The sequence below is a fragment of the Nocardia sp. CY15 genome (assembly GCF_009829295.1).
GTDB classification, from domain to species: Bacteria; Actinomycetota; Actinomycetes; order Mycobacteriales; family Mycobacteriaceae; genus Nocardia; species Nocardia sputi.
In genome coordinates this window covers 1,043,814-1,068,871 of record NZ_VUOT01000001.1, presented here as the reverse complement: position 1 = coordinate 1,068,871, position 25,058 = coordinate 1,043,814, and the positions used below count along the sequence as shown (strand labels likewise).

General features: G+C 68.4%; 27 protein-coding genes and 1 pseudogene. 14 read left to right on the top strand and 14 right to left on the bottom strand.

The window, feature by feature from the left end; all coding sequences use genetic code 11:
- Positions 1 to 201: 201 nt before the first annotated feature.
- Positions 202 to 1,710, bottom strand: coding sequence for an aldehyde dehydrogenase family protein (locus GVY39_RS05175; protein WP_159920637.1), 1,509 nt, complete (start codon positions 1,708 to 1,710; stop codon positions 202 to 204).
- 166 nt (positions 1,711 to 1,876) lie between these two features.
- Between GVY39_RS05175 and GVY39_RS05170 the strand changes: the two genes are divergently transcribed.
- On the top strand, positions 1,877 to 2,677 hold the full coding sequence (locus GVY39_RS05170; RefSeq protein ID WP_159920639.1) for an SOS response-associated peptidase: 801 nt from the start codon (positions 1,877 to 1,879) through the stop codon (positions 2,675 to 2,677).
- Between the two features lie 171 nt (positions 2,678 to 2,848).
- Here the strand turns inward: GVY39_RS05170 and GVY39_RS05165 are convergent, their stop codons facing one another.
- Positions 2,849 to 3,163, bottom strand: coding sequence for a hypothetical protein (locus GVY39_RS05165; RefSeq protein WP_159920641.1), 315 nt, complete (start codon positions 3,161 to 3,163; stop codon positions 2,849 to 2,851).
- Between the two features lie 73 nt (positions 3,164 to 3,236).
- Entirely contained in the window at positions 3,237 to 3,731 is a 495-nt protein-coding gene (gene ybaK / locus GVY39_RS05160) for a Cys-tRNA(Pro) deacylase (RefSeq protein WP_159920643.1), read from the bottom strand.
- A gap of 296 nt (positions 3,732 to 4,027) precedes the next feature.
- On the opposite strand from ybaK, the gene GVY39_RS05155 reads away from it, so the two are divergent.
- Together GVY39_RS05155 and rsrA are read left to right on the top strand one after the other, a co-directional pair.
- Positions 4,028 to 4,660: a sigma-70 family RNA polymerase sigma factor gene (locus GVY39_RS05155; protein WP_195069574.1), complete on the top strand. Its 633-nt coding sequence runs from the start codon at positions 4,028 to 4,030 to the stop codon at positions 4,658 to 4,660.
- Positions 4,661 to 4,680: 20 nt separating this feature from the next.
- Positions 4,681 to 4,947: a mycothiol system anti-sigma-R factor gene (rsrA, locus tag GVY39_RS05150; protein WP_159921271.1), complete on the top strand. Its 267-nt coding sequence runs from the start codon at positions 4,681 to 4,683 to the stop codon at positions 4,945 to 4,947.
- A 77-nt stretch (positions 4,948 to 5,024) separates the two neighbouring features.
- Here the strand turns inward: rsrA and GVY39_RS35200 are convergent, their stop codons facing one another.
- Positions 5,025 to 5,099, bottom strand: a complete 75-nt coding sequence (locus tag GVY39_RS35200) for a 50S ribosomal protein bL37 (protein WP_022597109.1) — start codon at positions 5,097 to 5,099, stop codon at positions 5,025 to 5,027.
- A gap of 90 nt (positions 5,100 to 5,189) precedes the next feature.
- Here GVY39_RS35200 and GVY39_RS05140 point away from each other — a divergent pair, with 90 nt between their 5' ends.
- Positions 5,190 to 5,405, top strand: a complete 216-nt coding sequence (locus GVY39_RS05140) for a biotin/lipoyl-binding carrier protein (protein ID WP_159920645.1) — start codon at positions 5,190 to 5,192, stop codon at positions 5,403 to 5,405.
- A 22-nt stretch (positions 5,406 to 5,427) separates the two neighbouring features.
- Positions 5,428 to 6,942, top strand: coding sequence for a sensor histidine kinase (locus GVY39_RS05135; RefSeq protein ID WP_159920647.1), 1,515 nt, complete (start codon positions 5,428 to 5,430; stop codon positions 6,940 to 6,942).
- 554 nt (positions 6,943 to 7,496) lie between these two features.
- On the opposite strand, the gene GVY39_RS05130 is transcribed toward GVY39_RS05135, so the two are convergent.
- Together GVY39_RS05130 and GVY39_RS05125 are read right to left on the bottom strand one after the other, a co-directional pair.
- The gene (locus GVY39_RS05130) at positions 7,497 to 7,751 is read right to left on the bottom strand and encodes a WhiB family transcriptional regulator (RefSeq protein WP_011211115.1); all 255 of its coding nucleotides are present in this window, start codon (positions 7,749 to 7,751) and stop codon (positions 7,497 to 7,499) included.
- A 253-nt stretch (positions 7,752 to 8,004) separates the two neighbouring features.
- Positions 8,005 to 8,949 (bottom strand): diacylglycerol kinase family protein, encoded by a 945-nt coding sequence (locus tag GVY39_RS05125; RefSeq protein WP_159920649.1) that lies wholly within the window; start codon positions 8,947 to 8,949, stop codon positions 8,005 to 8,007.
- A 222-nt stretch (positions 8,950 to 9,171) separates the two neighbouring features.
- Here GVY39_RS05125 and GVY39_RS05120 point away from each other — a divergent pair, with 222 nt between their 5' ends.
- Positions 9,172 to 9,564, top strand: coding sequence for a hypothetical protein (locus GVY39_RS05120; RefSeq protein WP_159921275.1), 393 nt, complete (start codon positions 9,172 to 9,174; stop codon positions 9,562 to 9,564).
- Here GVY39_RS05120 and GVY39_RS05115 read toward each other — a convergent pair.
- From GVY39_RS05115 to GVY39_RS05090, 6 genes are read right to left on the bottom strand one after another with little or no spacing between them, the layout of a single operon-like run.
- On the bottom strand, positions 9,543 to 10,250 hold the full coding sequence (locus GVY39_RS05115; RefSeq protein ID WP_236565279.1) for an endonuclease V: 708 nt from the start codon (positions 10,248 to 10,250) through the stop codon (positions 9,543 to 9,545). The genes GVY39_RS05120 and GVY39_RS05115 overlap by 22 nt on opposite strands.
- A 5-nt stretch (positions 10,251 to 10,255) precedes the next feature.
- Positions 10,256 to 10,774, bottom strand: a complete 519-nt coding sequence (locus tag GVY39_RS05110; protein WP_159920653.1) for a GNAT family N-acetyltransferase — start codon at positions 10,772 to 10,774, stop codon at positions 10,256 to 10,258.
- Complete coding sequence (locus GVY39_RS05105; protein ID WP_159920655.1) at positions 10,771 to 11,376, bottom strand: acid phosphatase; 606 nt, start codon at positions 11,374 to 11,376, stop codon at positions 10,771 to 10,773. Before GVY39_RS05105 ends, GVY39_RS05110 begins: the two co-directional genes overlap by 4 nt.
- Positions 11,377 to 11,424: 48 nt before the next feature.
- On the bottom strand, positions 11,425 to 11,961 hold the full coding sequence (locus GVY39_RS05100) for a nitroreductase/quinone reductase family protein (RefSeq protein ID WP_159920657.1): 537 nt from the start codon (positions 11,959 to 11,961) through the stop codon (positions 11,425 to 11,427).
- Positions 11,962 to 12,001: 40 nt separating this feature from the next.
- Positions 12,002 to 13,231 carry a PQQ-binding-like beta-propeller repeat protein gene (locus tag GVY39_RS05095; RefSeq protein ID WP_159920659.1) on the bottom strand — a complete coding sequence of 410 codons (1,230 nt, stop codon included), beginning with the start codon at positions 13,229 to 13,231 and terminating at the stop codon, positions 12,002 to 12,004.
- 27 nt (positions 13,232 to 13,258) lie between these two features.
- The gene (locus GVY39_RS05090; RefSeq protein ID WP_159921277.1) at positions 13,259 to 15,019 is read right to left on the bottom strand and encodes a DEAD/DEAH box helicase; all 1,761 of its coding nucleotides are present in this window, start codon (positions 15,017 to 15,019) and stop codon (positions 13,259 to 13,261) included.
- Positions 15,020 to 15,480: 461 nt separating this feature from the next.
- Between GVY39_RS05090 and GVY39_RS05085 the strand changes: the two genes are divergently transcribed.
- From GVY39_RS05085 to GVY39_RS05075, 3 genes and pseudogenes are all read left to right on the top strand, one after another.
- Entirely contained in the window at positions 15,481 to 16,338 is an 858-nt protein-coding gene (locus GVY39_RS05085) for a hypothetical protein (RefSeq protein ID WP_159920661.1), read from the top strand.
- A 57-nt stretch (positions 16,339 to 16,395) separates the two neighbouring features.
- Positions 16,396 to 17,450: pseudogene (locus GVY39_RS05080) on the top strand (alpha/beta hydrolase).
- Positions 17,451 to 17,477: 27 nt separating this feature from the next.
- The gene (locus tag GVY39_RS05075; protein ID WP_159920663.1) at positions 17,478 to 18,179 is read left to right on the top strand and encodes a ferritin-like fold-containing protein; all 702 of its coding nucleotides are present in this window, start codon (positions 17,478 to 17,480) and stop codon (positions 18,177 to 18,179) included.
- Between the two features lie 6 nt (positions 18,180 to 18,185).
- Here the strand turns inward: GVY39_RS05075 and GVY39_RS05070 are convergent, their stop codons facing one another.
- Positions 18,186 to 19,022 carry a helix-turn-helix domain-containing protein gene (locus GVY39_RS05070; protein ID WP_159920665.1) on the bottom strand — a complete coding sequence of 279 codons (837 nt, stop codon included), beginning with the start codon at positions 19,020 to 19,022 and terminating at the stop codon, positions 18,186 to 18,188.
- Between the two features lie 102 nt (positions 19,023 to 19,124).
- Between GVY39_RS05070 and GVY39_RS05065 the strand changes: the two genes are divergently transcribed.
- A complete protein-coding gene (locus GVY39_RS05065) occupies positions 19,125 to 19,664 on the top strand; it encodes a YceI family protein (protein WP_159920667.1) in 540 nt (179 codons plus the stop codon).
- Between the two features lie 275 nt (positions 19,665 to 19,939).
- Positions 19,940 to 20,167: a DUF3107 domain-containing protein gene (locus GVY39_RS05060; RefSeq protein ID WP_159920669.1), complete on the top strand. Its 228-nt coding sequence runs from the start codon at positions 19,940 to 19,942 to the stop codon at positions 20,165 to 20,167.
- 79 nt (positions 20,168 to 20,246) lie between these two features.
- On the opposite strand, the gene GVY39_RS05055 is transcribed toward GVY39_RS05060, so the two are convergent.
- Positions 20,247 to 20,912, bottom strand: coding sequence for a TetR/AcrR family transcriptional regulator (locus GVY39_RS05055; RefSeq protein ID WP_159920671.1), 666 nt, complete (start codon positions 20,910 to 20,912; stop codon positions 20,247 to 20,249).
- Positions 20,913 to 21,376: 464 nt separating this feature from the next.
- Between GVY39_RS05055 and GVY39_RS05050 the strand changes: the two genes are divergently transcribed.
- From GVY39_RS05050 to GVY39_RS05040, 3 genes are all read left to right on the top strand, one after another.
- Entirely contained in the window at positions 21,377 to 22,366 is a 990-nt protein-coding gene (locus GVY39_RS05050; protein WP_236565305.1) for a DUF3152 domain-containing protein, read from the top strand.
- A gap of 226 nt (positions 22,367 to 22,592) precedes the next feature.
- Entirely contained in the window at positions 22,593 to 23,777 is a 1,185-nt protein-coding gene (gene moeZ, locus GVY39_RS05045; RefSeq protein WP_159920675.1) for an adenylyltransferase/sulfurtransferase MoeZ, read from the top strand.
- A gap of 91 nt (positions 23,778 to 23,868) precedes the next feature.
- Entirely contained in the window at positions 23,869 to 24,720 is an 852-nt protein-coding gene (locus GVY39_RS05040; RefSeq protein ID WP_159920677.1) for a TIGR02569 family protein, read from the top strand.
- The last annotated feature ends 338 nt before the right edge of the window (positions 24,721 to 25,058 follow it).

Genomic DNA, 25,058 nt, shown 5'->3' with positions numbered 1-25,058 from the left:
CGGGGAAGTAACCGCCGGATCGGATGCCGCGGCGCGGCCGCGTGGTTGTGCGCCCGAGTCCTGTTTGCGCGGTTCGGGCGCGGACCATGTCCTCGCGATCAGCGTCGCGGAGTCCGTTCGCCGGGGCCGGATCGCTCTACTACCACCTGATATGGGGCCGGGTAGTCGACCAAGTCGAGTGTCCGGCCCCACGCGGGTTCCTTACTTGTTCCGCCCGTGCAGGAACGGAACGAGCTTGCGCAGCAGCTTCATCGTGGCGTCGGTGCGGCTGTAGCTCAGCAGCGCCATGCCGGGAACGGTGAAGCGCTGCACCGCGATCGAGTGCGGGCGGGCGAACTCGCGCAGACCCGGTTCGCCGTGGATGCGACCGATGCCGGAATCGCCGACGCCGCCGAAGGGCAGGCCGGGGATGGCGGCGAAGGCCAGCACGGAGTTCACCGAAGTCGCGCCGACGCGCAGCCTGCGTGCGATGTCCAGGCCGTTCTTCTTCGAGTAGACCGCCGAGGACAGCCCGTACTTGGAGTTGTTGGCCAGCTTCACCGCCTCGTCCACGCCGTCGACGGTGCGGATGGTGATGGTCGGGCCGAAGGTCTCCTCGGCCACCGCCTCGGAATTCTCGTCGGTGTCGACCAGCACGACCGGTTCGATGAACGGCGCCTTGACCGATTCGGGCCCGCCGAGCACCGCGGTGCCGCCGTTCTTCAGCGCGTCGTCGATGTGGCGGCGCACGATGTCCACCTGGCTCGGCATGGTCATCGGGCCGTAGGCGGCCTTGTCGTCGGAACCGGGCTTGATGTCGCTGAGGATGCGCTTGACCTCGGCGACGAACTCCTCGCGCACCGAGCGGTCCACATAGACCCGTTCGACGCCCGCGCAGGTCTGGCCGCTGTTGGCGGTGGCGCCCCAGGCGACCGCGTCGGCCGCGGCTTTGACGTCGGCGTCGGCGGCGACGATCACCGCGTCCTTGCCGCCGCATTCCAGCAGCACGGGGGTGAGCCGCTCCGCGGCGGCCGCCATGATCCGCTTGCCGGTGGCGGTGGAGCCGGTGAACGCGATCTTGTCGACCTCCGAACGCACCAGCGCCGCGCCGGTGGCGCCGTAGCCGTTGATCGTGATGAAGACGCCCTCGGGCAGTTCTGGATTGGCCTCGGCGAAGGCATCGGCGAGGAAGTTGCCGATGCCGGTGGAGAATTCGCTCGGCTTGAACACCACGGTGTTACCCGCGGCCAACGCGTAGGCGATGGAGCCGTTGGGCGTGTAGACCGGGTAGTTCCACGGTCCGATCACGCCGACGACGCCGAGCGGGCGCTGCTCGAGCCGGGCGCTGAAGTTCGACATGAGCGCGCCGGGGGAGACGCGCTTGGGGCCGAGCACCTTCTTGGCGTTCTTGGCCGCCCAGGAGATGTGCTCGAGCGCGAGCATCAGTTCCAGGAAGGCGTCGTCGCGCGGTTTGCCGTTCTCGGCGTGGATCAGCTCGCAGAACTCTTCCGATTTCTGCACCAGCTTGCTCGACCAGCGCAGCAGGTGCGTGCGCCGCTCGTCGAAACTCAGCGCGCCCCAGGTGGCGGCCGCGGCGCGGGCCTTGGCGACCGCGGCGGCCACCGCGGCCTCGTCGGCGATGACGTGCGTGCCGATCACCTCGCCTGTCGCCGGATTGACCGACGTCAGTGCCGTGTCGTGGTCGGCCGGTTTGGTGTCGGTTGATGTCACAGTGGGTCTCCTCTTGCCGTCTGCGGTGGACGGTCGATGCGGCGCGTCTGGGTGGACGGGCGACCGCCCTTCCGATGAGAGAATGCTATGCCACAACTCTCAACAGGTCATCAGCTATGCGTCAATTGTCTCCGACACTGTCGGTGGCGGGTGGGACTATCGGGATATGTGCGGACGATATGCGACCACGACCAACCCTGGCAGGCTGGCGGTCGAGTTGGATGCGATCGACGAGACCGAGACCGAGACCGAGACCGCTGAGGAGAGCTCTTTCGCCAACTACAACGTCGCTCCGACCACCCAGGTCCTGACCGTCGTCGAGCGGCACGACCAGGGCCACACCGACGACGACCCGAAGCGGCGTATCAGGCGCATGCGCTGGGGATTGATCCCGGTGTGGACCAAGGCCGCCGAGCCCGGCGTCCCGGTCAAGGGCAAACCGCTGTTCAACGCGCGCGCCGACAAGGCCGCCACCACGCCGTCCTTCCGCGACGCGGTGAAGTACCGGCGCTGCCTGGTGCCGATGGACGGCTGGTACGAGTGGATCGTCGAGCCGAACGCCGAGAAGGGCGGCAAAGGCAAGGTAGCCAAGCATCCGTACTACATGGCCAACGCGGATGGTTCCCGTCTCTACATGGCCGGACTGTGGTCGGTCTGGCGCGACCGGTCCCAGCCCGAGAGCGAGCCGCTGCTGTCGTGCACCATCCTGACCACCGACGCGGTCGGCGACCTGACCCGCATCCACGACCGGATGCCGCTACCCATGCCGCGGGAGCACTGGGACGCGTGGCTGGACCCGGACCATCCCGCGCCGGCGAGCCTGCTGGAGACCCCGTCCGAGGACGTGGTCGCCGCGATCGTGCCCAGGCCGGTACCACCGCTGGTCAACAGCGTGCGCAACAACGGGCCGGAACTGCTTGCCCGAGTGGACGAGCGAGAACAAGCCGAGCAGATCAGTCTTCTGTGACCGTCCGCGCGCATCGCCCATCTCGAGCGAGACCGGTGCGCGGCCCGGCTCGCGTCCGAACGGCCGCCCGTCGGCGACCGAGCAAAGTGGCGACCGCCCGGACGCGAGATCGTTGTGAACAACCAGCGCCGCATGCGCTGGAGAATCAATACAGCGGCGAATTCGACTCGCCTACAGTGAGCACTTCACGCTCGGCGAGGCGATATTCAGCCCGCACTTGATGATTCCGGCGACGAGGTCGATCAGTTTGGTGGTGACGTTGCCGCTGAGTTTCTCGGCTTTCTCGGCCCTGTCGTCGTCGTCATCGTCGTCGCTTCCGCCGTTGCCGTCGAAGTCGAAGACGCTGTCGTCGTCGACGTGGGTCACAGGCGGGGTGCCCGGTGCGGCGGCGGCGACGGGGGCTAGCAGGGTTACCGAACCGAGAGCCAAGACGAGAGCTCCGAACAACGCGACGATCATGGTGCGCATACGCTGGTGCGCGGACATTCGCATCACATCCTCGAGTCCGATGGATCTGGCACGTTCAAGTTACGCACAGATCGCGGTGGCAGTGGCTGAATTACGCGGATGTCACGGGTGCGGTCACCGCAGCGGTCAGCCGGATCAGGTCGGCGGGCGCCAACTCGATCTCCAGGCCGCGCCGTCCCGCGCTGCACAGCATCCGGTCCCAGGTCAACGCGGAGTCGTCGATCACGGTGGGCAGCGGTTTGCGCTGCCCGAGCGGGGAGATGCCGCCGAGCACGTACCCGGTCGTCTTCTCCGCCCGCGTCCTGTCCGCCATGCTCGCCTTCGACGCGCCGAGTGCCGCGGCGGCGGCCTTGAGCGACAACGTGTTCGGCACCGGGAGCACGGCCACCGCGAGCGAACCGGTGGCCAGCTCGATGACCAGCGTCTTGAAGATCTGCTCGGCCGCGACGCCGAGTTCGGCGCCCAGCGCGTCGACCGCCTCGGTGCCGTAGGAGTCGGCGCGCGGATCGTGCTTGTAGGTGTGCACGCGATGGGGCACTTTCGCTTGGGTCAACGCGCGGATCGCCGGTGTCGCACCTGCTGCCATGGGCCGAACTCTAACGGCGGCCGCGGCGCGATCCGCAAGTGATTTCCCCGTGGACTCGCCGCGAGCCCCAGGAGGCGGGAACACCGGGAGGGCCGGGCATGTTGTAGCCGGTACACAGCGCTCGGATTGATTTCCACCGCGTGAGCAGGCCCTATGAAGACGTGAAGGAGATGCCTGTGCCCGTGCTGCTCGACGACCGTCCGGTAGGGACCGAGGTGTCCCCGACCGAAGGCGGATTCTTCTTCGATATGCCGAAGCCGGTAGATTTGGCAGGTACGGCGATCGAAGGGACAGGTGTGACGAGCGACGATGACGTGGCGGCCGACGATGTCGGCACCGTCGACGATGCCGAGCTGGCACAGCGGTTCGAACGGGACGCGCTCCCGTTGCTCGACCAGCTCTACGGCGCCGCGCTGCGCATGACCAGGAATCCGGCGGACGCCGAGGACTTGGTCCAGGAGACCTATGTCAAGGCCTATCAGGGATTCAAGTCGTTCCGGGAGGGCACCAACCTGCGTGCCTGGCTGTACCGGATCCTGACGAACACCTACATCAACTCCTACCGCAAGAAGCAGCGCCAGCCCGCGCAGTACCCGACCGACGAGATCACCGACTGGCAGCTGGCCGCGACCGCCGAGCACACCTCGCAAGGACTGCGTTCGGCCGAGGTCGAGGCGCTGGACGCGTTACCGGACGACGACATCAAGGCCGCGCTGCAGGAACTCCCCGAAGAGTTCCGTATGGCGGTGTACTACGCCGACGTCGAGGGCTTCCCGTACAAGGAGATCGCCGACATCATGGGCACCCCCATCGGTACGGTGATGTCCCGGCTGCACCGCGGCCGGAAACAACTGAAGGGTCTGCTCGCCGATGTCGCGCGCGAGCGTGGTTTCAACCGTTCGGGGGAACGCCAGGAGGTCAAGCAGTGAGTACCGAACGGGACCCCGACATGGAGCTCGACTGCACGGCGGTGCTCGCCGACGTGTGGTTGATGCTGGACGGGGAATGCGACGAGGCGACCAGGGCCCGGTTGCAGCACCACATGGAGCATTGCAGTCCTTGTATCGAGGCCTACGGCATCGAGGAGAAGGTCAAGAGCCTGCTCAGCCGCAAGTGCGGCGGCGACCGCGCGCCCGAGTCGCTGCGGGAGCGGCTGACCATCGAAATCCGCCGGGCGGTCGTCACCAAGGAGACCTCGGTCGAGACCTCGGAGTGACCGGTTCGTGAAACGCGAGCGGCACGCCTTCCTACGGGAAGTGCGTGCCGCTTCGTGCTTGCGGGCCGAGCGTCGCCTCAGGCGTTGGGCCGCTTGCCGTGGTTGGCCGCATTGCCCTTGCGGCTACGCTTCTTACGTCCGCGCTTACCCATGAGTAGTCTCCCTTCTGGTTGAAGGCCATTCTTTCACGTGTGGTTGGCTGTACCGTCAGCGGATACAGGGCAACGAGTGAATGGGGTGCCATGGCTGAGGAAGTGCTCGCCGAGTTGGTGTCGGTCGTCTACCAGGTGGTCGTGCAAGAGGGCGACGCGGTGCGGGAAGGCGACACCTTGGTGATCCTCGAGTCGATGAAGATGGAGATCCCGGTGCTCGCGGAGTCCAGTGGCACGGTGACTTCGATCGGTGTCAAGGAAGGCGACGCGATCAAGGCGGGCCACCTGATCGCCGTCATCTCCTGATCGATTACGGCGGTAGATCTGCATGGCGACCCTGAGCGAGCTGCTGGCCGAGCACACCGACCTACCCGGCGTCGCCGTGGATCATCTGCAGCGGGTGGTCGGGGATTGGCAGCTGCTGGCCGATCTGTCCTTCGCCGATCTGCTGTTGTGGGTCGGTGCGGGCCCGGTGACGGAAGGCGCGGACATCGTGTGTGTCGCGCAGTGCCGTCCCACCACCGCGCCCACCGTGCACCAGGAGGACATGGTCGGCACCCTGGCTCTCCGGGCCGACCATCCGCAGGTGTTCGAGGCCCTGATGTCCGGCGACATCGTGCGAGCCGACAGCGACGTCGAGACATCCGGCGTCTACCACCCGCGCCCGGTGCACGCGATTCGTGAGGCCGTCCCGGTGCGCTGCGGCGACGACGTGATCGCGGTGCTGAGCCGGGACACCGAAGGGCAACGTTCCCGGGTACGCAGCCAGTTGGAGAGCGCCTACGTGGCGTGCGCGGACGATCTGTGCCAGATGATCGCCGACGGCACCTTTCCGACCACCGAGGATCGCGCGGCCACCCATTCCAGCCCACGCGCGGGGGACGGCTTCATCCGGCTCGACACCGAGGGCATAGTCGTCTACGCCAGTCCGAACGCGCTGTCGGCCTACCATCGGATGGGCTTGCAGGCCGACTTGGCCGGGCAGGATCTCGCGGTCACCACCCGCTCCTTGATCACAGACCCGTTCGACGCCCAGGAAGTGGTCGGCGACATCCAAGCCGCGCTGGCCGGGCGGACCGGGCGGCGGATGGAGGTCGAGGCGCGCGGCGCCACCGTGCTGCTGCGCACCCTCGTGCTGCGCCCGCACGGGGAACTGGCAGGCGCCGCCGTGCTCGTCCGCGACGTCACCGAGGTCAAGCGCCGCGATCGCGCGCTGCTGAGCAAGGACGCCACCATCCGGGAGATCCACCACCGGGTCAAGAACAACCTGCAGACCGTCGCCGCGCTGCTGCGCCTGCAAGCCCGCCGCACCGAGAACGAGGAGGCGCAGGTGGCGCTCACCGAGTCGGTGCGCAGGGTCACCTCCATCGCGTCGGTGCACGAGATGCTGTCCATGTCGGTGGACGAAGAGGTCGATCTGGACGAGGTGGTCGACCGGCTGCTGCCGATCATGGCTGACGTGGCTACGGTGCACACCGCGCGGATCAAGGTCCGCCGGGCGGGCTCGCTCGGCGTCTTCTCCGCCGAACGCGCCACCCCGCTGGTGATGGTGCTCACCGAACTGGTGCAGAACGCCATCGAGCACGCCTTCGATTCGGGCGAAAACGGCACGGTGACAATACGTTCCGAGCGTTCGGCCCGCTGGCTGGACGTGATTATCAGCGACGACGGCCGCGGTCTGCCGCCCGGTTTCAGCCTGGAATCCTCTGATCGGCTCGGCCTCCAGATCGTCCGCACCCTGGTCACCGCCGAACTCGGGGGCTCCATCGGGCTGCATCCCGGCGCCGATATCGGCACCGACGCCGTCCTGCGCGTCCCGCTGGGCCGTCGTTCAGGTCGCTGACCGTTCTCGGACCCGGTCGGCATCGTCGGAGGACCGGCGCGCACTGCCTCCGCCCCGGGCTCGGGAGCAGGTCGGCTCCGGCGGCGGTTTCGTTCCACTTCGCGCTATCGACAGTGGTGTCGCATCCACCGGTTCGATCGCGCGGGACCTCCGACGACCTGTTGCTGGGATGTCACCAGCGGCTGCGACGGGACGCGGTTTCCGGCTTGTGGCGGAATGGCCGCCGGAATGTCCGAATCGAGCGGAATGCGAGGTGTCAACCGGATTTGCGGCCGTCTCGACCTGCTCGGCAACCAATCTTTTTCCCATGCCTCGCGATCATCCGCAAGTCGAGACCGCATCGCGGGGACAGCCTGATGCGCGCTGCCGTTATTGCCGTCCCACGCAAGCCCATTGGCCTCGTTCCCGTTTCCCGGCGAAGCGAGACCGGCCATTTCCAGTTCGCGTCGGAGGTGCGAGAACTACGAAAACAACACAGCCCGGCACCTTTGGGTGCCGGGCTGAAATGCGTTACCGGGCCGGGCTGAATGGCCCGGTAAAGCCGGTCGTCTCGATCAGACGACGGTGCGGGTGCGGGTGCGTGCGTTACGACGCTTGAGCGCCCGGCGCTCGTCCTCGCTCATACCTCCCCACACGCCGGCGTCTTGTCCGGACTTCAGGGCCCAGGACAGGCAGTCGGCGGTTACGGGGCAGCGAGCGCAGACCAGCTTGGCATCGGCAATCTGTGCGAGCGCCGGACCACTGTTACCCACCGGGAAAAACAGCTCGGGGTCCTCATCGCGACAGATGGCCTTGTGGCGCCAGTCCATTCCTCTGCTCCTTTGCTGGGCGCCGCGCAGTGGCGCCTTTGGTTTGTGGATCGTTCACTTGTGCGACTCGAATGTTTCCGCACGGTTGCTTGTGAATGCTTTCACGAACACCGTAGATGTCAATAGGCACGCGGTGCACCGTGGGGAAGCTCACGCTCTGAAGGCCCCCGCATGGGGAGCCTGCCCGGTCCTTTGTACTCGCTCCACCTGCTTTTCGCAGCACAACCGCGATGTTTTCCGCGGCGTTTCGCCCTCAGAGCGGCCGTGGCGCCACGACCGCGAGGACGTCGGGCACCGCCGTGAAATCCACCACGTTGCGCTTGCCGATGAAGTCGCCATCGATTTGCAGGCCGATGGGTTCTTTGGACTCGATTCGTACGGTGGGAACGTCGTCTGCTCGAAATAAATTGCGCGACTTGGGGTTTCCGTTGGACGCCAGAAGTTGCCGCGCGAGTAGGAGTGTCGGGAGCACGGCCATGGAGCGCACCGCGAACACCCCGAGGCCCGTTTCGAACCGGGTGCCGGGGTTGGTGTGCACCGGCGTGGCGTTCAGATAGGTCCAAGGTGTGGTGTTCGTAACGAACGCGTAGTGCACCCCGTCCACGGGCTTGCGGCCCGGGATCTCCACCTGAACGCCGGGTTCCTTGCGCTTGGCCCGGAAGAATTGTCGCACGGTTGTTCGAACGTAGCGTGCCGGGGTCGCGGTGCGGCCGCGCGCGCGACTGGCATCGATCGCCTCGCACACGTCGGCGTCCAGTCCGACGCCCGCGCTGAAGCAGAACCAGCGGTCGTCGGCGAGCCCGAGGCCGATGCGGCGGTCGGAGTCCCGCGTGAGCAGGTCGATGAGCTGGTTGGTGGCGGTCACCGGGTCGGAGGAGATCCCCAGCGCCCTGGCGAAGACGTTCGCCGAGCCGCCCGGGATCACGCCCAGGCGCGGCAGCCAGGCCAGGCCGTCGTCCAGGACCGGCAGCGGCAGGAACCCGTTGATGGTCTCGTTGACCGTCCCGTCGCCGCCGTGCACGACGATCAGGTCCATCTCGTTGGTCGCGGCCCACTGGGCCAGTTCCGCGGCGTGACCGCGGTGCTGGGTGTGCGCAACGGTCAGCTGGGTGCGGCTCTCCAGAGCGTGCGCGAGTAGGTCCCGGGTCGCCGGCGTTGTGGAGGTGGCATTCGGGTTCACGATCAGCAGCGTCCGCACGAGGGCAGCCTAGTTGGCGGCCGGCCCGCGCCGGAAAAGCGGCGAGCGTGGCCTGTGCGTCGTTCTCCCGGCACAAGCCAGGGCGATGGCGCGGTCGGGTGAGTCGTAGGCTTGCCGCGTGAACGAGCGTCATCGAGGGAACCGGGGACACCATGCGCTGGCGCGCACGACGGAGCCGAGTGCGGGCGAGGCGCGGTCGTGAGCGACAAGGGTGCGACGGGAATGGCGCCGACGACGGTGCGGGTGGCCGGCGCTCTGGTGACGCTCGAAGGCGTCGTCGCCGTGGGTGTCGCGATCGTGCTGGTGGTGCGCGGGCTGCTGGGTCACGACCAGTCCGCGGCGAGCGGCTACGGCACGGCCGCCTGGTTCGGCATCCTCGGCGGCGCGGTGCTGGCCGCGGGCGTCGGGCTGCTGCTGGGGAAACGCTGGGGGCGCGCCATCGCCGTCATCGCTCAGCTGCTGCTGCTCCCGGTCACCTGGTCGCTGCTCACCGACTCGCATCAGCCGGTCTACGGCGCTGCGCTCGGGGTGGTCGCGGTCGCGGCGCTGGTGCTGTTGTTCGCGCCGCCGTCGACGCGCTGGATGGCGCAGGACTACGGGGTCGAGCCGGAATAGTCCCCGGTCGCCGTGCGCAGCGCCGACCGGCACAGGTGGTCGGCGTGCCGGGTGGTTTCCGGTAGCCGGTAGTTCGGGGTCAGGGCGAGCACCTGGGCGCAGGCGGTGTCGAGGTCGATGCGGTGCCCCACGGAGACGAAGACCGGTTTGACGCCGGTTCTGGTGCGCAGCGCACGCCCGACCACCGCTGCGTCGATGGTGATGTCGGTGGCCGCGCCGCGTTGCGGACCCGGCTCGGTGTAGTCGCCCCACACTGTCTTCGCGACGCCGATCGTCGGCACCCCGGTGAGCAGCCCGAGGTGGCAGGCGAGGCCGAAGCGCCGTGGATGGGCGAGTCCTTGCCCGTCGCAGACCAGCAGATCCGGTGCCGCGTCGAGCTTTTCGAGCGCGGCGAGGGTTGCCGGGATCTCACGGAAAGCGAGCAGTCCGGGCACGTAGGGGAAGGCGGCGGTCGCGTGCGCGACGGCCGAAGCGACCGGGCGGAGGGTGTCTGCAGCCAGGACGACTACCGCGGCGGCTACGGCGCTGTTGTCGCCATAGGCGGAGTCGAGTCCGGCGACGGTGCGGAACCGGGTGCCCGGTGGGGTGACCGGGGAAACCAGCGGCCGCAATTCGTCCTGCATCGCCATGGCCGATTCGGCGGTGGTGGGCCAGGACTCGCGATCGAGCGGCGGGAACCAGGGCACGCGCGCTACCGTGTTTCGGCGGCCAGCTTGCCGAGCGCGTCGCCTGCCAGCCGATAGCCCGCCCATTCGTCCTGGGCTACGGCGCCGATCGACTCGTAGAAGTCGATCGAAGGCTGGTTCCAGGTCAGCACCGACCAGGCCACGCGGCTGTAGCCGTGGTCGACCGCCTCCTTCGCCAGGGCCGTGAGCAGCGCCTTGCCGTAGCCCTTGCCCCTGGTTTCCGGTTTGACGTACAGATCCTCCAGGTAGATGCCGTGCACGCCGTCCCAGGTGGAGAAGTTGAGGAACCAGATGGCGCAGCCGAGCAGACCCGACTCGTCCGCGACCACGTGCGCGAACAACTTGGGCTCCGGCCCGAACAGCGCGGAGTGCAGCTGTGCGGTGGTGACCGTGCACTCGTGCCGCGCCTTCTCGTACTCGGCCAGGTCGTAGATCAGATCGACCAAGGCGGGCACGTCCGATGCGACGGCGCGGCGCAGGACGGCGTCGCCGAGGTCGACGACGGGGGAGTCGGTTCGGGTCACAGTGACGCTCCGTTGGGTACCAGATTGTGCGCGCGGATCGCGCGCACGTCGTGTTCGTAGCCGAGGACGGTCAGCGCGCCGGTCGACATGGCGAATCGGCGGCCCTCCCGGACGTCGAATTCGGCCCAGCGGGCGATCAGCGCGCGGGAGAAGTGGCCGTGCCCCACCAGCACGATATCCCGCTCCGGCAGCACCGGCGCCACGGCGGCCAGTACCCGGTCGGCGCGTTCGCGAACCTGCCGCGCGGTCTCGCCGTCCGGGACCGGGCCGGTCCAGACGGTCCAGCCGGGCACGGACTCGCGGATCTGCGGGGTGGTCAGGCCCTCGTAGGCGCCGTAATCCCATTCGGCGAGGTCGTCGTCGACCACGGCGTCGGTGAGTTCGGCCAGCTCCGCCGTGCGCATCGCGCGTAGCCGAGGGCTGGTGCGCACCAAAGGGTTTCGCAGTCCCAGCGTGGCGAGCAAGACGCCCGCGGCCCTGGCCTGCTGCTCGCCGCGCTCGGTGAGCGGGAGGTCGGTGCGGCCGGTGTGCCGCCGCTGTGTGGACCAGCTGGTCTCGCCGTGGCGAAGCAGCACAACGCGGGCGTCGTCGAGTGCGGACATGTCTCCATGATGGTGCACCGATGATCATGGTGCGCCACGCGCCGTGGATCAGGCGTTCGACGCCGTGCCCGCGACCGGGCCGAGCGGTTCACCGATCTCGAGCACCACCAGCGGCAGCGGTCGCGAAACCTTGGCCTGGTATTCCGCGAGCAGCGGATTGTTCGCTGCCACCCAGCTCGCGAATTCGTCGTACTCGGCGCCCTCGAGTGCCCGCGCCGTGCCTCGGTACACGGTTTGCCCGAACTCGATGGTGACGTTCGGATCGGCTTTCACGTTGTGGTACCAAGCCGGATATCTGTCCTCGATGAACGAACTCACATACAGGGTTTCGCCGCGGCGCAACACGCCCAGTGGTACGAGGTGGCGCTTGCCGCTCTTGGCGCCGGTGGTGGTGAGCAGCACCAGTTCACCGCCTTCGTAGGCGCCGCCGACCTTGCCCGCGTTGTCGCGGAACTCCTGGATCACGCCGTCGTTCCACCTGGCGATCTCTTCTTCGGAGTACTCCCGGTTCCACGGCGCGTCCGGATCGTCGTAGGACGCGGTCGCGGGCTTCGATCCGTCCGCGGTGGCTTCGATTTCGCTCATTCCCTCAGTCTGCCTCGAGGCACCGACAGATTCGGCGGCGTCACCCCAACGCGTGCAGTTGTGCGTCGCGAAGTTCGAGCACGGTGTTCCCGACCACGGTGAGGGAGATCGGACTGCCGGTGTAGCCGGGCCGCTCCACCGGGATGCGCCCTGCTTCGGCTCCGGTGGCCGGGTCGAGGACAGTGAACGCGCCCGCGGTGGGCAGCAGCAGTTTTCCTGCCATGAGCGCCGGTGATCCGAGGGCTCGGCCCGCGGTCCACAGCGGGTCGAACGTGCTGCCGTTCAACGCGATCACGCTGTTCCCGGTGAAGACCAGATAAGCGGACCCGATGCGGGTGGTGGTCGCCGCGCTGCTCAGCGGCGCCGAAAGCTGATGCGTCACAATCGGATTGCCGTTGCCGTCGTAGACGGCCAGGCGCGGCGGAAGCGGTTCGGCGCCTGCCGCGATACCGGGGAAGTAGAGCACGATCCGGCTGTCGGACACCGCGACCACCCTGGCCTCGGCGGAATCCGCTCCGGGACCGGTCAATACGTGCGAGCCGTGCTCCTCGGGCACCGTATTGTCCTTGGGCGCCGGGTTGAGCACGGTGAGCCGGGCGGCCGGGTCGGCGGGGCAGCGCTCCAGCACGGCGAGCCGAGACGGGCTGGAGCCGGACGACAGCAGTGTGCAGCCTTTGCGTGGCTGGGTCTTGACGTTCACCGGTGCGTCGACGAAGCCGTACTCCACGGTGCGCACCAGGTCCGAGCGCCACATCTCCAGCCGCTGCGCTCCCTGCGCGAGGAGGTAGGTGCCGTCGACCGACAGCCGCACGTCCTGGTCCATGTAGCTGCTACGAGCTGTGCGACGGGCGCCGCTGTCGCCGGCCAGCATCGTGGCCTGGCTGCAGCCGCGCTCGTCGCGGTAGACCGCGATCACCATGCCGTATTGGCCTTCGACGCCGCACAGCGGCAGGTCGCGCCGGTATTTCCAGAGCTGGTCGCCGGTGCGCGGATCGCGGCCGGTGACCGTGTGCTCGTCGCCGGTCACCGCGACGCCGCCGGACACGAGCGCTCGCGCGCTCGCGCCGTCCGGCGCCCGCCACAGTTCACGCAGCGAGGTCGGCAGCTGATCGGCCGCCGCCGGAGTCGGCACCGTGGACGACGCGGTCACCGATTCGGTGCCGTGCGCGTCCCCGCGCACCCAGACCACGAGCCCCGCGATCACGACGAGAACCGCGATCGCGACTGCGGAGATGATGTCGGCGCGCGTCCGCCGCTCGGGTGCGAGCACGAGTGCGAGACTAGCCGATCCGGGCGATCAGGCCGATGCGGCCGTCGCGGGCTCGGCCGCGCTCCCGGTGTCCTCGGCCGCCGCTTCACCTTCGCCGGAGCGACGGCGCCTGCGCCGACGGCGAGCGGGCCGGTCGGCCGATCCGGTCTCGTCCGCGTCGTTGTGGTCCTCGTTGTTGCCGCCGGCGTTGTTGCCGCCGGCGTTGTTGCCGCTGGAGTCGTTCCTGTCGGCGTCGTTGTCGCCCGAGGCGTCGGTGCTCGACTCGTCGTCGGCGGTGTTGTCCGTCGCGTCGCCGGTCGTCTTGCGCCGCCTGCGCCTGCGGCGGGCGGGCTTGTCGGCCTCGTCGGCTGTCTGCTCCGGGCCCGTCGCCTCGTCACCGGCGGGAGTCTCGGTGTCGGCCGTGTCGGTGGCGTTCACCGCGCCGTCGATCGGCTGACCGCCACGGGTGCGCCTGCGATTGCGCTTGCGCGGAGTGCGGGCGGGGCGTTCGACGACGACCGCCTCCGGGTCGCGTTCCGGCTTCGCCGTGCGCACGACACCGGTCACGCCCTCGGGAATACCGAGATCCGAGTACAGGTGCGGCGAGCGCGAGTACGTCTCGACCGGCTCGGGGATGCCGAGTCCGAGCGCGCTGTTGATCGCCGACCAGCGGTTGAGCTCGTCCCAGTCGATCAAGGTCACCGCGACGCCGGTGCGTCCGGCCCGGCCAGTCCGCCCGATCCGGTGCACGTAGGTCTTCTCGTCCTCCGGGCACTGGTAATTGACGACGTGCGTGACGTCATCGATGTCGATGCCGCGCGCCGCGACGTCGGTCGCGACCAGCACGTCGATGGCGCCCTTGCGGAACTTGGTCAGCGCCTTCTCACGGGCGATCTGCCCGAGGTCGCCGTGCACCGCGCCGACCGCGAACCCGCGCTCGGCGAGATCGTCGGCCACTTTCTGCGCGGTGCGCTTGGTGCGCGTGAAGATCATCGTGGCGCCGCGGCTCTCGGCCTGAAGTATCCGGGCGATCAGCTCGCTCTTGTCCAGGGCGTGTGCGCGATAGACGAACTGCGCGGTGCGGTCGTGCACCGCCGAATCGTGCGGCTCCTCGGCCCGGATATGCGTCGGGCGGGACAGGAAGGTGCGCGCCAAGGTGATGATCGGACCCGGCATGGTCGCCGAGAAGAGCATGGTCTGGCGCTTGTCCGGGACCATGCCGAGGATGCGTTCGATATCCGGGAGGAAGCCCAGGTCGAGCATCTCGTCGGCCTCGTCCAGCACGAGCACGCCGACCTTGCCGAGGATCAGGTGCTGCTGATCGGCCAGATCCAGGAGGCGGCCGGGCGTGCCGACCACCACGTCGACACCGGAGCGCAGCGCCGCGATCTGCGCCTCGTAGGGGCGGCCGCCGTAGATGGAGGCGACGCGCAGCGGTCCCTGGTGGTTGGTCAGGTACTTGCTCGCGTTCTCCAGATCCTTGGTGACCTGGATGCACAGCTCGCGCGTCGGCACGATGATCAGCGCTCGCGGCGTGCCGTCCAGCGGTGTGGTGCCGGTATCCGCGGTCGCGATCCGGTGCAGCAGCGGCACGCCGAATCCGAAGGTCTTACCCATGCCGGTGCGGGCCTGACCGATGAGATCCTCCCCCGCGAGCGCCAGCGGGAGGGTCAGTTCTTGAATGGCGAAAGTACGTTCGATTCCCATCTCGCCGAGTGCGCGGACGATTTCCGCGCGCACGCCCAATTCGGCGAAAGTCGGGGCGGTATGCGTTGCGTCCAGTTCGGCCGTCAACAGGGTCTCCGCCAGTCCCGGTTCCTGATCGACTGTGATCTTGCTCAGGTTCGTGCCTTCCTCGTAATCACGTCCCGCGCGCACGAGGTGGGGCGGACCGGGCGGTCCACGACGACCACGACTCCGCAGGCGATACTCCACCCGGCCACGCTCCGGATGCCGGGCGCCTGCCCCGAAAAGCGGCGGCTACCTCGCAAAACATCGGCGCGGCGCACTGGTGACGCGGATCTGGTGCGCGCACATTTTCCTGTCCAACGAAAACTTCGCACTCGAAACCGGTCGGCGGTCGTAGCGGCGTCCCCGCGGTGTGCGTGAGCGCGACGTCCGGCAACTCCGTCGAGCGAAACTTTCGTTGTCCGAGGTGATTGTAGCGTGATATTGTTCCTCGCTCGAATTGCCACCGCGGCGCGCTGTGGAAAATCGTGATTCCCGCACCTCGCTTTCGCCGCGCCGGGCGCCGACGTACGCTGCGCGACATGGCAATTCATCCGGCGCGTCAAATCTGGGCGACGCTCGAACCGTTACACGATGTCGTCTATTTCGGAACCGGCGTCAAGGAGGCGGGCCTCGGCATCGGCTTGCGCGGCTACTGGCAGACCTACTTCGCGTTCCGCGCCGCGCCGCTGGGAGCGGTGACGCCCGCGACGGTGCGGGCGGCCTTCGCCGGATTCCACCCCGACATGGTGCATCGCGCGCTGCCGGAGGCGTGGCAGCGGGCGACGCCGCAACAGTGTCTGGACGCCCGGCTCGGGCTGGCCACCGGGTTGCTGCGTGGCGTCGGCGCGGGTGAGGCGGTGTGCGCTCGGGCGGTCGAACTGCTCGCGCCGGCGCAGCGTGCCGCCGATCCCACCGGGCGGGTGCTGTTCGCCGCGAACGCGGACCTGCCGCTGCCCGCCGATCCGGTGGCCGCGCTGTGGCAGCTCGCCACCTCGCTGCGCGAACATCGCGGTGACGGTCATGTCGCGGCTCTGGTCACCCACGGCCTGACCGGGCGTCAAGCGCTGGTCGCGCAGGTGGCCGCGGGCAAGGCGCCGGAATCGGTGATGCGGCCCGCGCGCGGGGTGTCGGAGGCGGAGTGGGCGGATGCTTTCGACGAGCTGCGCGCTCGGGGCGCGGTCGGCGGAGAGCCGGTCACCCCGACTCTCACCAGCAGCGGGGCCGCATTGCTGGCCCAAGTGGAGGCCGAGACCGACGAAGCGGCGTGGACCGGCGCGCTCGCGACGCTGTCGGCCGACGCGATCACGGAGCTGACCACATCGCTCGAGCCCCTGGTGCGCAGAGTGCAGGAGGCGGTGGTGCCGCCGCTCAACCCGGTCGGCATGGGGCCACGGTAGCGCGATCGGCGGATTTGCCTGTTACCGGCGGTACCGGAATGTGAGACTCTCTTCGGTGTGAGCCTTGCCGACACTGTCACCCTCGCCGCACGCAACGCGTGGGCACTGACCTTCGGCTCCGGCATCGAGGCGCCGGACCCGACTCCCACGACGGTGCTGTGGGACCAGCCGCACCGGCAACTGCGACGGTTCGAGCGAGCGGACGCGCACGCACCGCACGACGATTCGGCCGTCCTGCTGGTTCCGCCGCTCGCCGCGCCCGCCACCTGTTTCGATCTGCGGCCCGATCAAAGCCTGGCACGTTTCCTGCTGGAGATCGGCCGCCGCCCGTACGTGGTCGACTACGGCGAGATCACCTTCGCCGACCGGCGCATGGGCTTCGAGGACTGGACCGACGACATCCTGCCGGAGGCGGTGCTGCGCACCAGCGCCGATCGCGACGGAGGTCCGGTCGATCTGGTCGGCTGGTCGCTCGGCGGCACGCTGTCCCTGCTGACCGCGGCGGCCCACCCGGAGCTGCCGATCGATCCATCACGGCCGTCGGCTCGCCGCTGGACTACGACCGGATGACCGGCGTTCCGCAGTTGCGCGCGGTCGCGAAGCTCACGGGCGGCCGGGCCACCTCGACGGTCGTCCGCGCGGCCGGTGGCGTTCCTGCGACACTGACTCGAATCGGCTACAAAGTCACCGCCTGGGATCGCGAACTGACCCGGCCGTGGTTCGTCGCGAGCAATATCGCGCGCACCGAGGCGCTGGCGAAGATGGAGACGATCGACCGGTTCATGGCCGCGATGCCCGGGTATCCCGGCCGTTTCTACGGGCAGTTGTGGGGACGGTTCATCCTCGCCAACGACATCGGGCGCGGGGTCGTCCAACTGGGCGGACGCCGGATCGAGCTGGCGAAAGTGACCGCGCCGGTCCTGCTGGTCGGCGGACCCTCCGACGTGATCACCCCGGCTCCGGCCGTCGAAGCGGGCGCCGGTGTGCTCACCGGAGCGGCGGCCGTTCGCTACGAGACCGCGCCCGGCAGCCACCTGGGCATCCTGGCCGGACCGACCGCGCGTGACACGACATGGAGTTACCTGGAGAAGTTCCTGGCCGAGCCCGCCTGAGCCACGGCGAGTATTACGCTGGGGCCCATGGGAGCACAGTCACCTGCCGCGTTAGGTGTTTCGTCGACCGACCCAGCAAGCCTCTCCATCCCCGCGAGCCATCCCGGTGTGACCGATCTGTTCGCTGTGCTCGCGTACGGCGAGATCTCCGCGTTCTATCGGCTGGCGGAGGAGGCCAAGCTGTCGCCGACCCTGCGGGGCAAAGTGGCGGTCGCAACCATGGCCGCGGCCGAGATGGAGCATTTCAAGACGCTGGAGTCCGCGCTCGCCGCGCGCGGCGCCGATGTCTTCGACGCCATGGCGCCGTTCGTGCGGGCGCTGGACGACTACCACGCCTCCACCGACCCCTCCACGTGGCTCGAGTCGATGGTGAAGTTCTACGTCGGTGACGGCATCGCCGCGGACTTCTACACCGAGATCGCGGGCGCGCTGACGCCCGACGTCGCGGCGGTGGTGCGCGACGTGCTCGCCGAGACCAGCCACTCGGAGTTCGTCGTCGAGGAGGTCCGCCGAGCGGTCACCGAGAGCCGCTCCGAACGCGACCGGCTCACCCTCTGGGGAAGGCGGCTGCTGGGCGAGGCGATCACGCAAGCCCAGTTCGTGATGGCGCAGCGCGACGAACTCACCGATCTGGTCCTCACCGCCACCGGTGATCTCAACGGGATCGCGGCGCTGTTCGAGCGGATGCAGGACAGTCACGCCGAGCGCATGGCGGTACTCGGCATCTGAGCGCGGCTACGCGTTCGCCGCGCGATCGGTGACCAGCCGCAGGCCGGGCGCGTGCATGTTCGCCTTGTCGGCCAGCCAGACGATGATGCTCTGATCCCGGTCGGCTTCCAGGGTCTCGAACGACACCTCGACCATGCCGTGCGCGGGATGGTCGAGGTGCAGCGTGCCCGAACCGGGAGCGCCGACCCGGTGCGGTTTCCAGCGGTCCGCGAAATCCGGGAGGCCGCGCAGCGCCTCGATCGTGGCCCGTAGCGAATCGTCGCCCGGCCAGTGCAGCTTGGCGCGGCAGAGCGCGGCCGTGAAAGTATCGGCGGCCTGCTCCCAGTTGCGCACGACCCGCCGGGCGGCCGGGTGCGTGAACGTGTACCAGGCGAGGTTGGGCTGATCGGGTCCGTCCAGTAGTCCCAGCGGAGCGACGAAATCGGCCCAAGCCCGGTTCCAGCCCAGCACGTTCAGCCGTCGGCCGACCACGAAGGCCGGCGTGGGCTGCAAGGCGTGCAGGATGGTCTCGATCGTCGGGGCGAGCCGCTCCTCGGCGGATTCGTTACCGGGGCAGCGGGATTCGTTGCCGGAGGCCAAGGCGAGCATGCTGAAGTACTGCCGATCGTCGCCGCGCAACAGCAGCGCGTCGGCCAAAGCCTCGATCACCGCGACCGACGGGTTGGTGTCGCGCCCCTGCTCCAGCCGGGCCAGGTAGTCGGCGCTCACTCCGGCGCGGACGGCCACCTCTTCACGGCGCAGGCCCGGTGTGCGGCGGCGTCCGCCCTCGGGCATGCCGACGTCCGACGGCCGCAACTCGGCGCGCCGGGCGATGAGGAACTCCGCGAATCCGTTACGAGCCATGCTTCCCATCGTGCCCGGTCCGGGCACGATTATCCGCGCCCTGTCAGGTCCAGGATAACGGCGGTCTGGCTACCGGACCGAGGTCCGGTCATTGTCGGAGGTATGACATCCACCTCGGAATCCACCACGCTGAAAACCGGTTCGTGGGCGCTCGACGCCGCGCACTCCTCGGTCTCGTTCTCCATTCGTCATCTCGGCATCTCCAAGGTGCGCGGCGGATTCACCCGGTTCGAGACCGAATTCGTGGTCGACGAATCGGGCGCCGCCACCATCGGCGCGACGATCTACCTCGACTCCTTCGACACCGGCAACCCGGACCGGGACGCGCACATCCGCACCGCCGACTTCCTCGACGTCGCCAACCGCCCCACGCTGACCTTCCGCGCCACCGAACCGGTGGTCGTCGCGGAGTCCTTCGAGGTGCAGGGCGAGGCCACGCTCGGCGCGATCACCAAGCCCGTCACGCTGGAGGTCGAGTGGGGCGGCGTGCAGGACTTCGGTCCGACGGGTGATCGGCACGCGGGCTTCTCCGCCACGGGCACCATCAAGCGCACCGACTTCGGCGTCGGCGGCGCACTGCCCGGCATGCTCAGCGACACGGTGAAGATCGAACTGGAAATCCAGCTCATCGAACCCAAGTAAGCGGCGCCAGACGGTGTTCGCGGAAGGCGAACATCGTCCCCGCCGCACGCTTCTACAGCGAACGCACCGACTGATATCGCAAGTACATGGGTAACTCCTCGGGTACGCCCAGACCAGGAGAGGTGCGAGAACGCAGGACCTGAACGAATCCCGCGCGTCACCTGACTGGTATGGCCTGAAGATGCGGAGAGGCGGGGGAGCCTGAAAACTCGGAGAGGCGGGGGAGCACTAGCCTGGACTCGACAGCACAGGACTCTCAGGTTCGGAGGTTGGCCGTGGAGGTCAAGATCGGTATTTCGGATAGCCCGCGCGAGCTGGTGATCAACAGCGCGCAGACCCAGGACGAGGTCGAGAAGCTGGTGTCCGGTGCGCTCGGCAGCGACGGTGGCGTCTTGGCGCTCTCCGACGAGAAAGGCCGCAAGTTCCTGATCCAGGCGTCGAAGGTCGCATATGTCGAGATCGGCTCGACCACCGGCGGCCGCGTCGGTTTCGCCGCGGTCTGATCCGGCTCCGGCCACCTACGCATCGAGCCCCCGCCCCCGATCACTCGGGGGCAGGGGCTCGTTTCGCGTTGTGCCGCGTTCAGTCGATCGGGTGCAGCGGGACGTGCTTCAGGCCGCCCCACGCGAGCGAGACGGTGGTGTCGACCGCCTCCTCCTTCGGGATCGGCCGATCGGCCTCCAGCCAGTAGCGCGCGGTGAACTGGCTCGCGCCGACCAAGCCGACGGCCAGGATGCGGGCGCGGTAGGGGTCCAGGCCCGAGTCGTGCGCGACCAGATCGAAGACCGCGTCCACGCAGGCCTCGGTGGCTTGCTCGACCCGGCGCTGCACCTGCGGCTCACTGGTGAGGTCGGACTCGAAGACCAGCCGGAAGCCCTGCATTTCGTTGTCCACGAAATCGAAGTACGCCTGCACCGCCGCGCGCACGCGCTGCTTGTTGTCGGTGGTGGAGCGCAGCGCCTGGCGCACGCTGGACACCAGCATGTCCACGTAGTTCTGCAGCACCGCGAGGTAGAGCTCCAGCTTGCTGCTGAAGTGCTGGTACAGCACCGGCTTGCTCACTCCGGCGCACTGTGAGATCTCGTCCATGCCCGCGGCGTGATAGCCGCGCTGCACGAAGACCTCGCTTGCTGCCGCGAGTAGCTGAAGACGTCGCTCGTCGCGTGGAAGCCGCGTACCGCGTTTGGCGGGCGCCACGGCCTCGGACGACGATCGACGGGACGTCATCCGGTCCACGAGGTCAGTCATTTTCGGCTCTCCCAGTCGATTCCCCGGCGAAGGGGTGTGCACCGGGTCATCTCATGAACGATACCCGGTTGTCGCCCGCCCGCGGATCGCGGCCGGACAACTGGTGCCACCCGCGCAGAATTGTCGCACTTCCGGGACCGCGCATGTGCCCGTGAGTGGGGAATCGCGGCTGTGAGACGCTGGTGAACGTGACCGACCGACCGGAAAGACCACCCGGTGGGCGGCGTGGTGCGCGGTACCCGGCTGGCTCCGGCGCGCCCGGTTCCGTAGGGTCGGACGACGTGGCGAGAACCTGGCCAGTGGCGCAATCCGGTGGTGCGGCTCGGACCGGCGCAGCCAAGCGGTCCGGGGCAGGCGGCGGGTCACCCGGTCGCGGGCGGAAGAAGCGCAAGAACGCCGAAGCGTCCGAAGCCCCTGCGCGACAACCCGATTCCGACCAGCAGCATGACCGGGACGGTGTCGAGATATACGATCCGCTCGGGCTCTACTCCCACAAGGCCGACCGGTCCCACCAACCGCTGCGCGCTCGCTGGGATCCCACCGCCCCCGACGAGGGCAGGGCCAGGGCCCGCCCGGAGCGGGACGCCAAGAAGCAGAGCGCGCTCGGCAGATTCGTTTCGACCTATGGCTGGCGGGCGTATGCCTTGCCGGTCTTGGCCGTGATCACCGTTCTGGTCGTCGTCGACGCGATCCGCGCCACCCGCACCGGCGATATCGTGGGTCTCGATCCGGCGCTGGGGCGACTCAGTACGGCCACCGCGACCGCGGGCATCATCGGCGCTCCACCGGGCGACGGGCACTTCCCCACCGATCTACCCACCGGGGCACTGCCGGAGGGCGGCGCGTTCGCCGAGACCGGCGGCGGCGCGTGGCACGTGGTACCCGGCACGACGGCTCAGGTCGGCGCCGGAACCGGCACCGTCTTCCGCTACACCGTGGAGATCGAGAACGGCGTGGACACCTCCGGCTTGGGCGGTGACGAGGCCGTCGCCAAGATGATCGACTCCACCCTCGCCAACCCCAAGAGCTGGGCACACGACCCCAAGTTCGCGTTTCGCCGGGTCGACCAGGGTGACGCCGACTTCCGCATCTCGCTCACCGCACGCGGAACCAGCCGCAAGGAATGCGGTTTCGACATCCCGATCGATACGTCCTGCTACAACGCCGACAGTCGCCGCGTGGTGCTGTCGGAAGTCCGCTGGGTGCGCGGAGCGCTGGCCTTCGACGGCGACATCGGGTCCTACCGGCAGTATCTGATCAACCACGAGGTCGGCCACGCCATCGGCTACCACCAGCATCAGGCTTGCGAGAACGACGGCGGGCTGGCGCCGGTGATGATGCAGCAGACCTTCGGAACCAAGAACGACGACATCGCGGCCCTCGATCCGCACGGCGTGGTGCCGATGGACGGCAAGCGCTGCCGGTTCAATCCCTGGCCCTACCCGCGCGGCTGAAGGGTCGTATTTGTGGCGGGTGGCGCTCGATCCGGGCGGTTGCCGGTGCGGTCGTGTGGGAGGGGCAGCGGTCGCCGGACGGCAGGGCGGTTGTCGCGGTGGGGCGGTGATACGGAACGATGGGCCGGGAAGAACGGTCCGATTGTCGGTGTTGCACAGGTGAGCAGCCCGCGAAGGGCGCCATACCGCCGCAGCGATCGGCCTAGCGATTCGAGGAGTCCTGGACGTGTCATCACCCAAGTCCCTGCCGCCACTTGTCGAGCCGGCCGCGGAGCTGACCAGGGATGAGGTAGCCCGCTACAGCCGACACCTGATCATCCCCGATCTCGGCGTGGACGGGCAGAAACGTCTGAAGAACGCCAAAGTGCTGGTGATCGGCGCCGGTGGTCTCGGCTCGCCCGCGCTGCTGTACCTGGCCGCCGCGGGTGTCGGCACGCTCGGCATCGTCGAGTTCGACGAGGTCGACGCCTCGAACCTGCAGCGTCAGATCATCCACGGCGAATCCGACATCGGCCGCCCGAAGGCCGACAGCGCCCGTGACTCGATCCTGGACATCAACTCCGGCATCGACGTCCGGCTGCACAAGATCCGGTTGGAACCGGAGAACGCCGTCGAACTGTTCGGCGAGTACGACCTGATCGTCGACGGCACCGACAACTTCGCCACCCGCTACCTGGTCAACGACGCCGCGGTGCTCGCGGGCAAGCCGTACGTGTGGGGTTCGATCTACCGCTTCGAGGGCCAGGTCTCGGTGTTCTGGGAGGACGCTCCCGACGGGCGCGGCATCAACTACCGCGACCTGTACCCGGAGGCCCCGCCGCCCGGCATGGTCCCGTCCTGCGCCGAGGGCGGCGTGCTCGGCGTGCTGTGCGCGTCCATCGGCTCGGTGATGGTGACCGAGGCCATCAAACTGATCACCGGCATCGGCGAGCCGCTGCTGGGCCGGCTCATGGTGTACGACGCACTGGACATGAACTACCGGACCATCAAGCTGCGCCGGGATCCGGAGCGTCAGCCGATCACCGAGCTGATCGACTACGAGGCGTTCTGCGGCGTGGTGTCCGACGAGGGCCAGGCCGCCGCGGCCGGGTCCACCATCACCGCGCGTGAACTCGAGGAACTGCTGGCATCGGGCAAGGAGATCGAACTGATCGACGTGCGCGAGCCGGTGGAGTGGGACATCGTGCACATCGAGGGCGCCAAGCTGATTCCCAAGGACCGCATCCTGTCCGGCGAAGCACTGGCCGAGCTCCCGCAGAACCGCCCCATCGTGCTGCACTGCAAGACCGGGGTGCGCTCCGCCGAGGCCCTGGCCGCCCTCAAACGCGCCGGTTTCGCCGACGCCACTCACCTGCAAGGCGGCGTGATCGCCTGGGCCAACCAGGTGGATCAGTCGCTGCCGGTGTACTGATCCGGTCGACTGATCGTATTTTCCGTCCGAGAGGGCTGCGAACACGGCGCGCCGAAGGCGCGCCAAAACAGACACGACGTACCGTACGGCCGTGACTTCTGTGGAACCTCCCGAGCATGTGCGTGCCACGTTCGGTCTGCGCGAAGTGACCCCGGTTCCGCTCGGTGACTGGGAAGGCGGCTGGCGCTTCGGCGACGTGGTGCTCAGTCCGGTCGCCGATCACGCGCGCGCGGCGTGGTCGGCGAAGATCCGTGAGACGTTGAAGGTGGACGGACTGCGGCTGGCCCGCCCGGTGCGGGCGACCGATGGCCGTTATGTGGTGTCGGGCTGGCGTGCGGACACCTATTTGGAGGGTGCTCCCGAACCACGGCACGACGAGGTGGTCTCGGTGTCCTTGCGCCTGCACCAGGCGACGGCCGACGTGGAGCGGCCGCGCTTCCTCTCACAGCCGCCGGTCGTGCCGTGGGTGGACGTGGACGTGTTCGTCGCCGCCGATCGCGCCGCGTGGGAGCCGGTGCCGCTGCGCAGTCTCCGTGCCGGCGGAGCGTCGCTGTCGACCTCGCCGGACGGGCAGCGCAGCATCGAGCTGATCGGTCAGCTTGCCACGCTGCGCAAACCGGTACAGACGCCTCCGCAGCTGGTGCACGGTGATCTGTTCGGCACCGTGTTGTTCGCGGGTGCGCAGATCCCCGGCCTCACCGACATCACCCCTTACTGGCGGCCCGCTCCCTGGGCGGCCGGAGTGATCGTGGTGGATGCGCTGGCCTGGGGTGGCGCGGACGACGGGTTGCTCGAACGCTGGGCGGACCTGCCGGAGTGGCCGCAGATGTTGTTGCGTGCGGTCATGTTCCGCCTCGCGGTGCACGCTCTGCATCCGCGCTCGACGCCCCAGGCGTTTCCCGGTCTGGCGCGCACGGCGGACATGGTGCGCCTTACCCTCTGATTCGGAAGTCGTGCAGTGTGATTCGGCGCGACGAATTCGGCTCGGTCGGTCAGGGGTTGTTCGCCCCGCGTTCGGAAGGACTCACCATCAATTGCCAATGTCGGGAATGCCCGATACTCGGCGTTAGAGATGGGTGTGCCGCCGTACGTCCGGCGGTCTCTGCCGAGTGAGGTTTCGGATGGTGCTCGTTACGCCTGCCGGCATGCGTGCCCTGGGTCGGAGGAGGGTGCGCGCGTGGTGACGACTTGTTACGAGCTGATCGAGTTGGTCGGCGATCTGTCCATGCTGTGTACCGGCCTGCGAGGACCGGCTGCGTGCACCGTGCCGGGTGGAGGGCG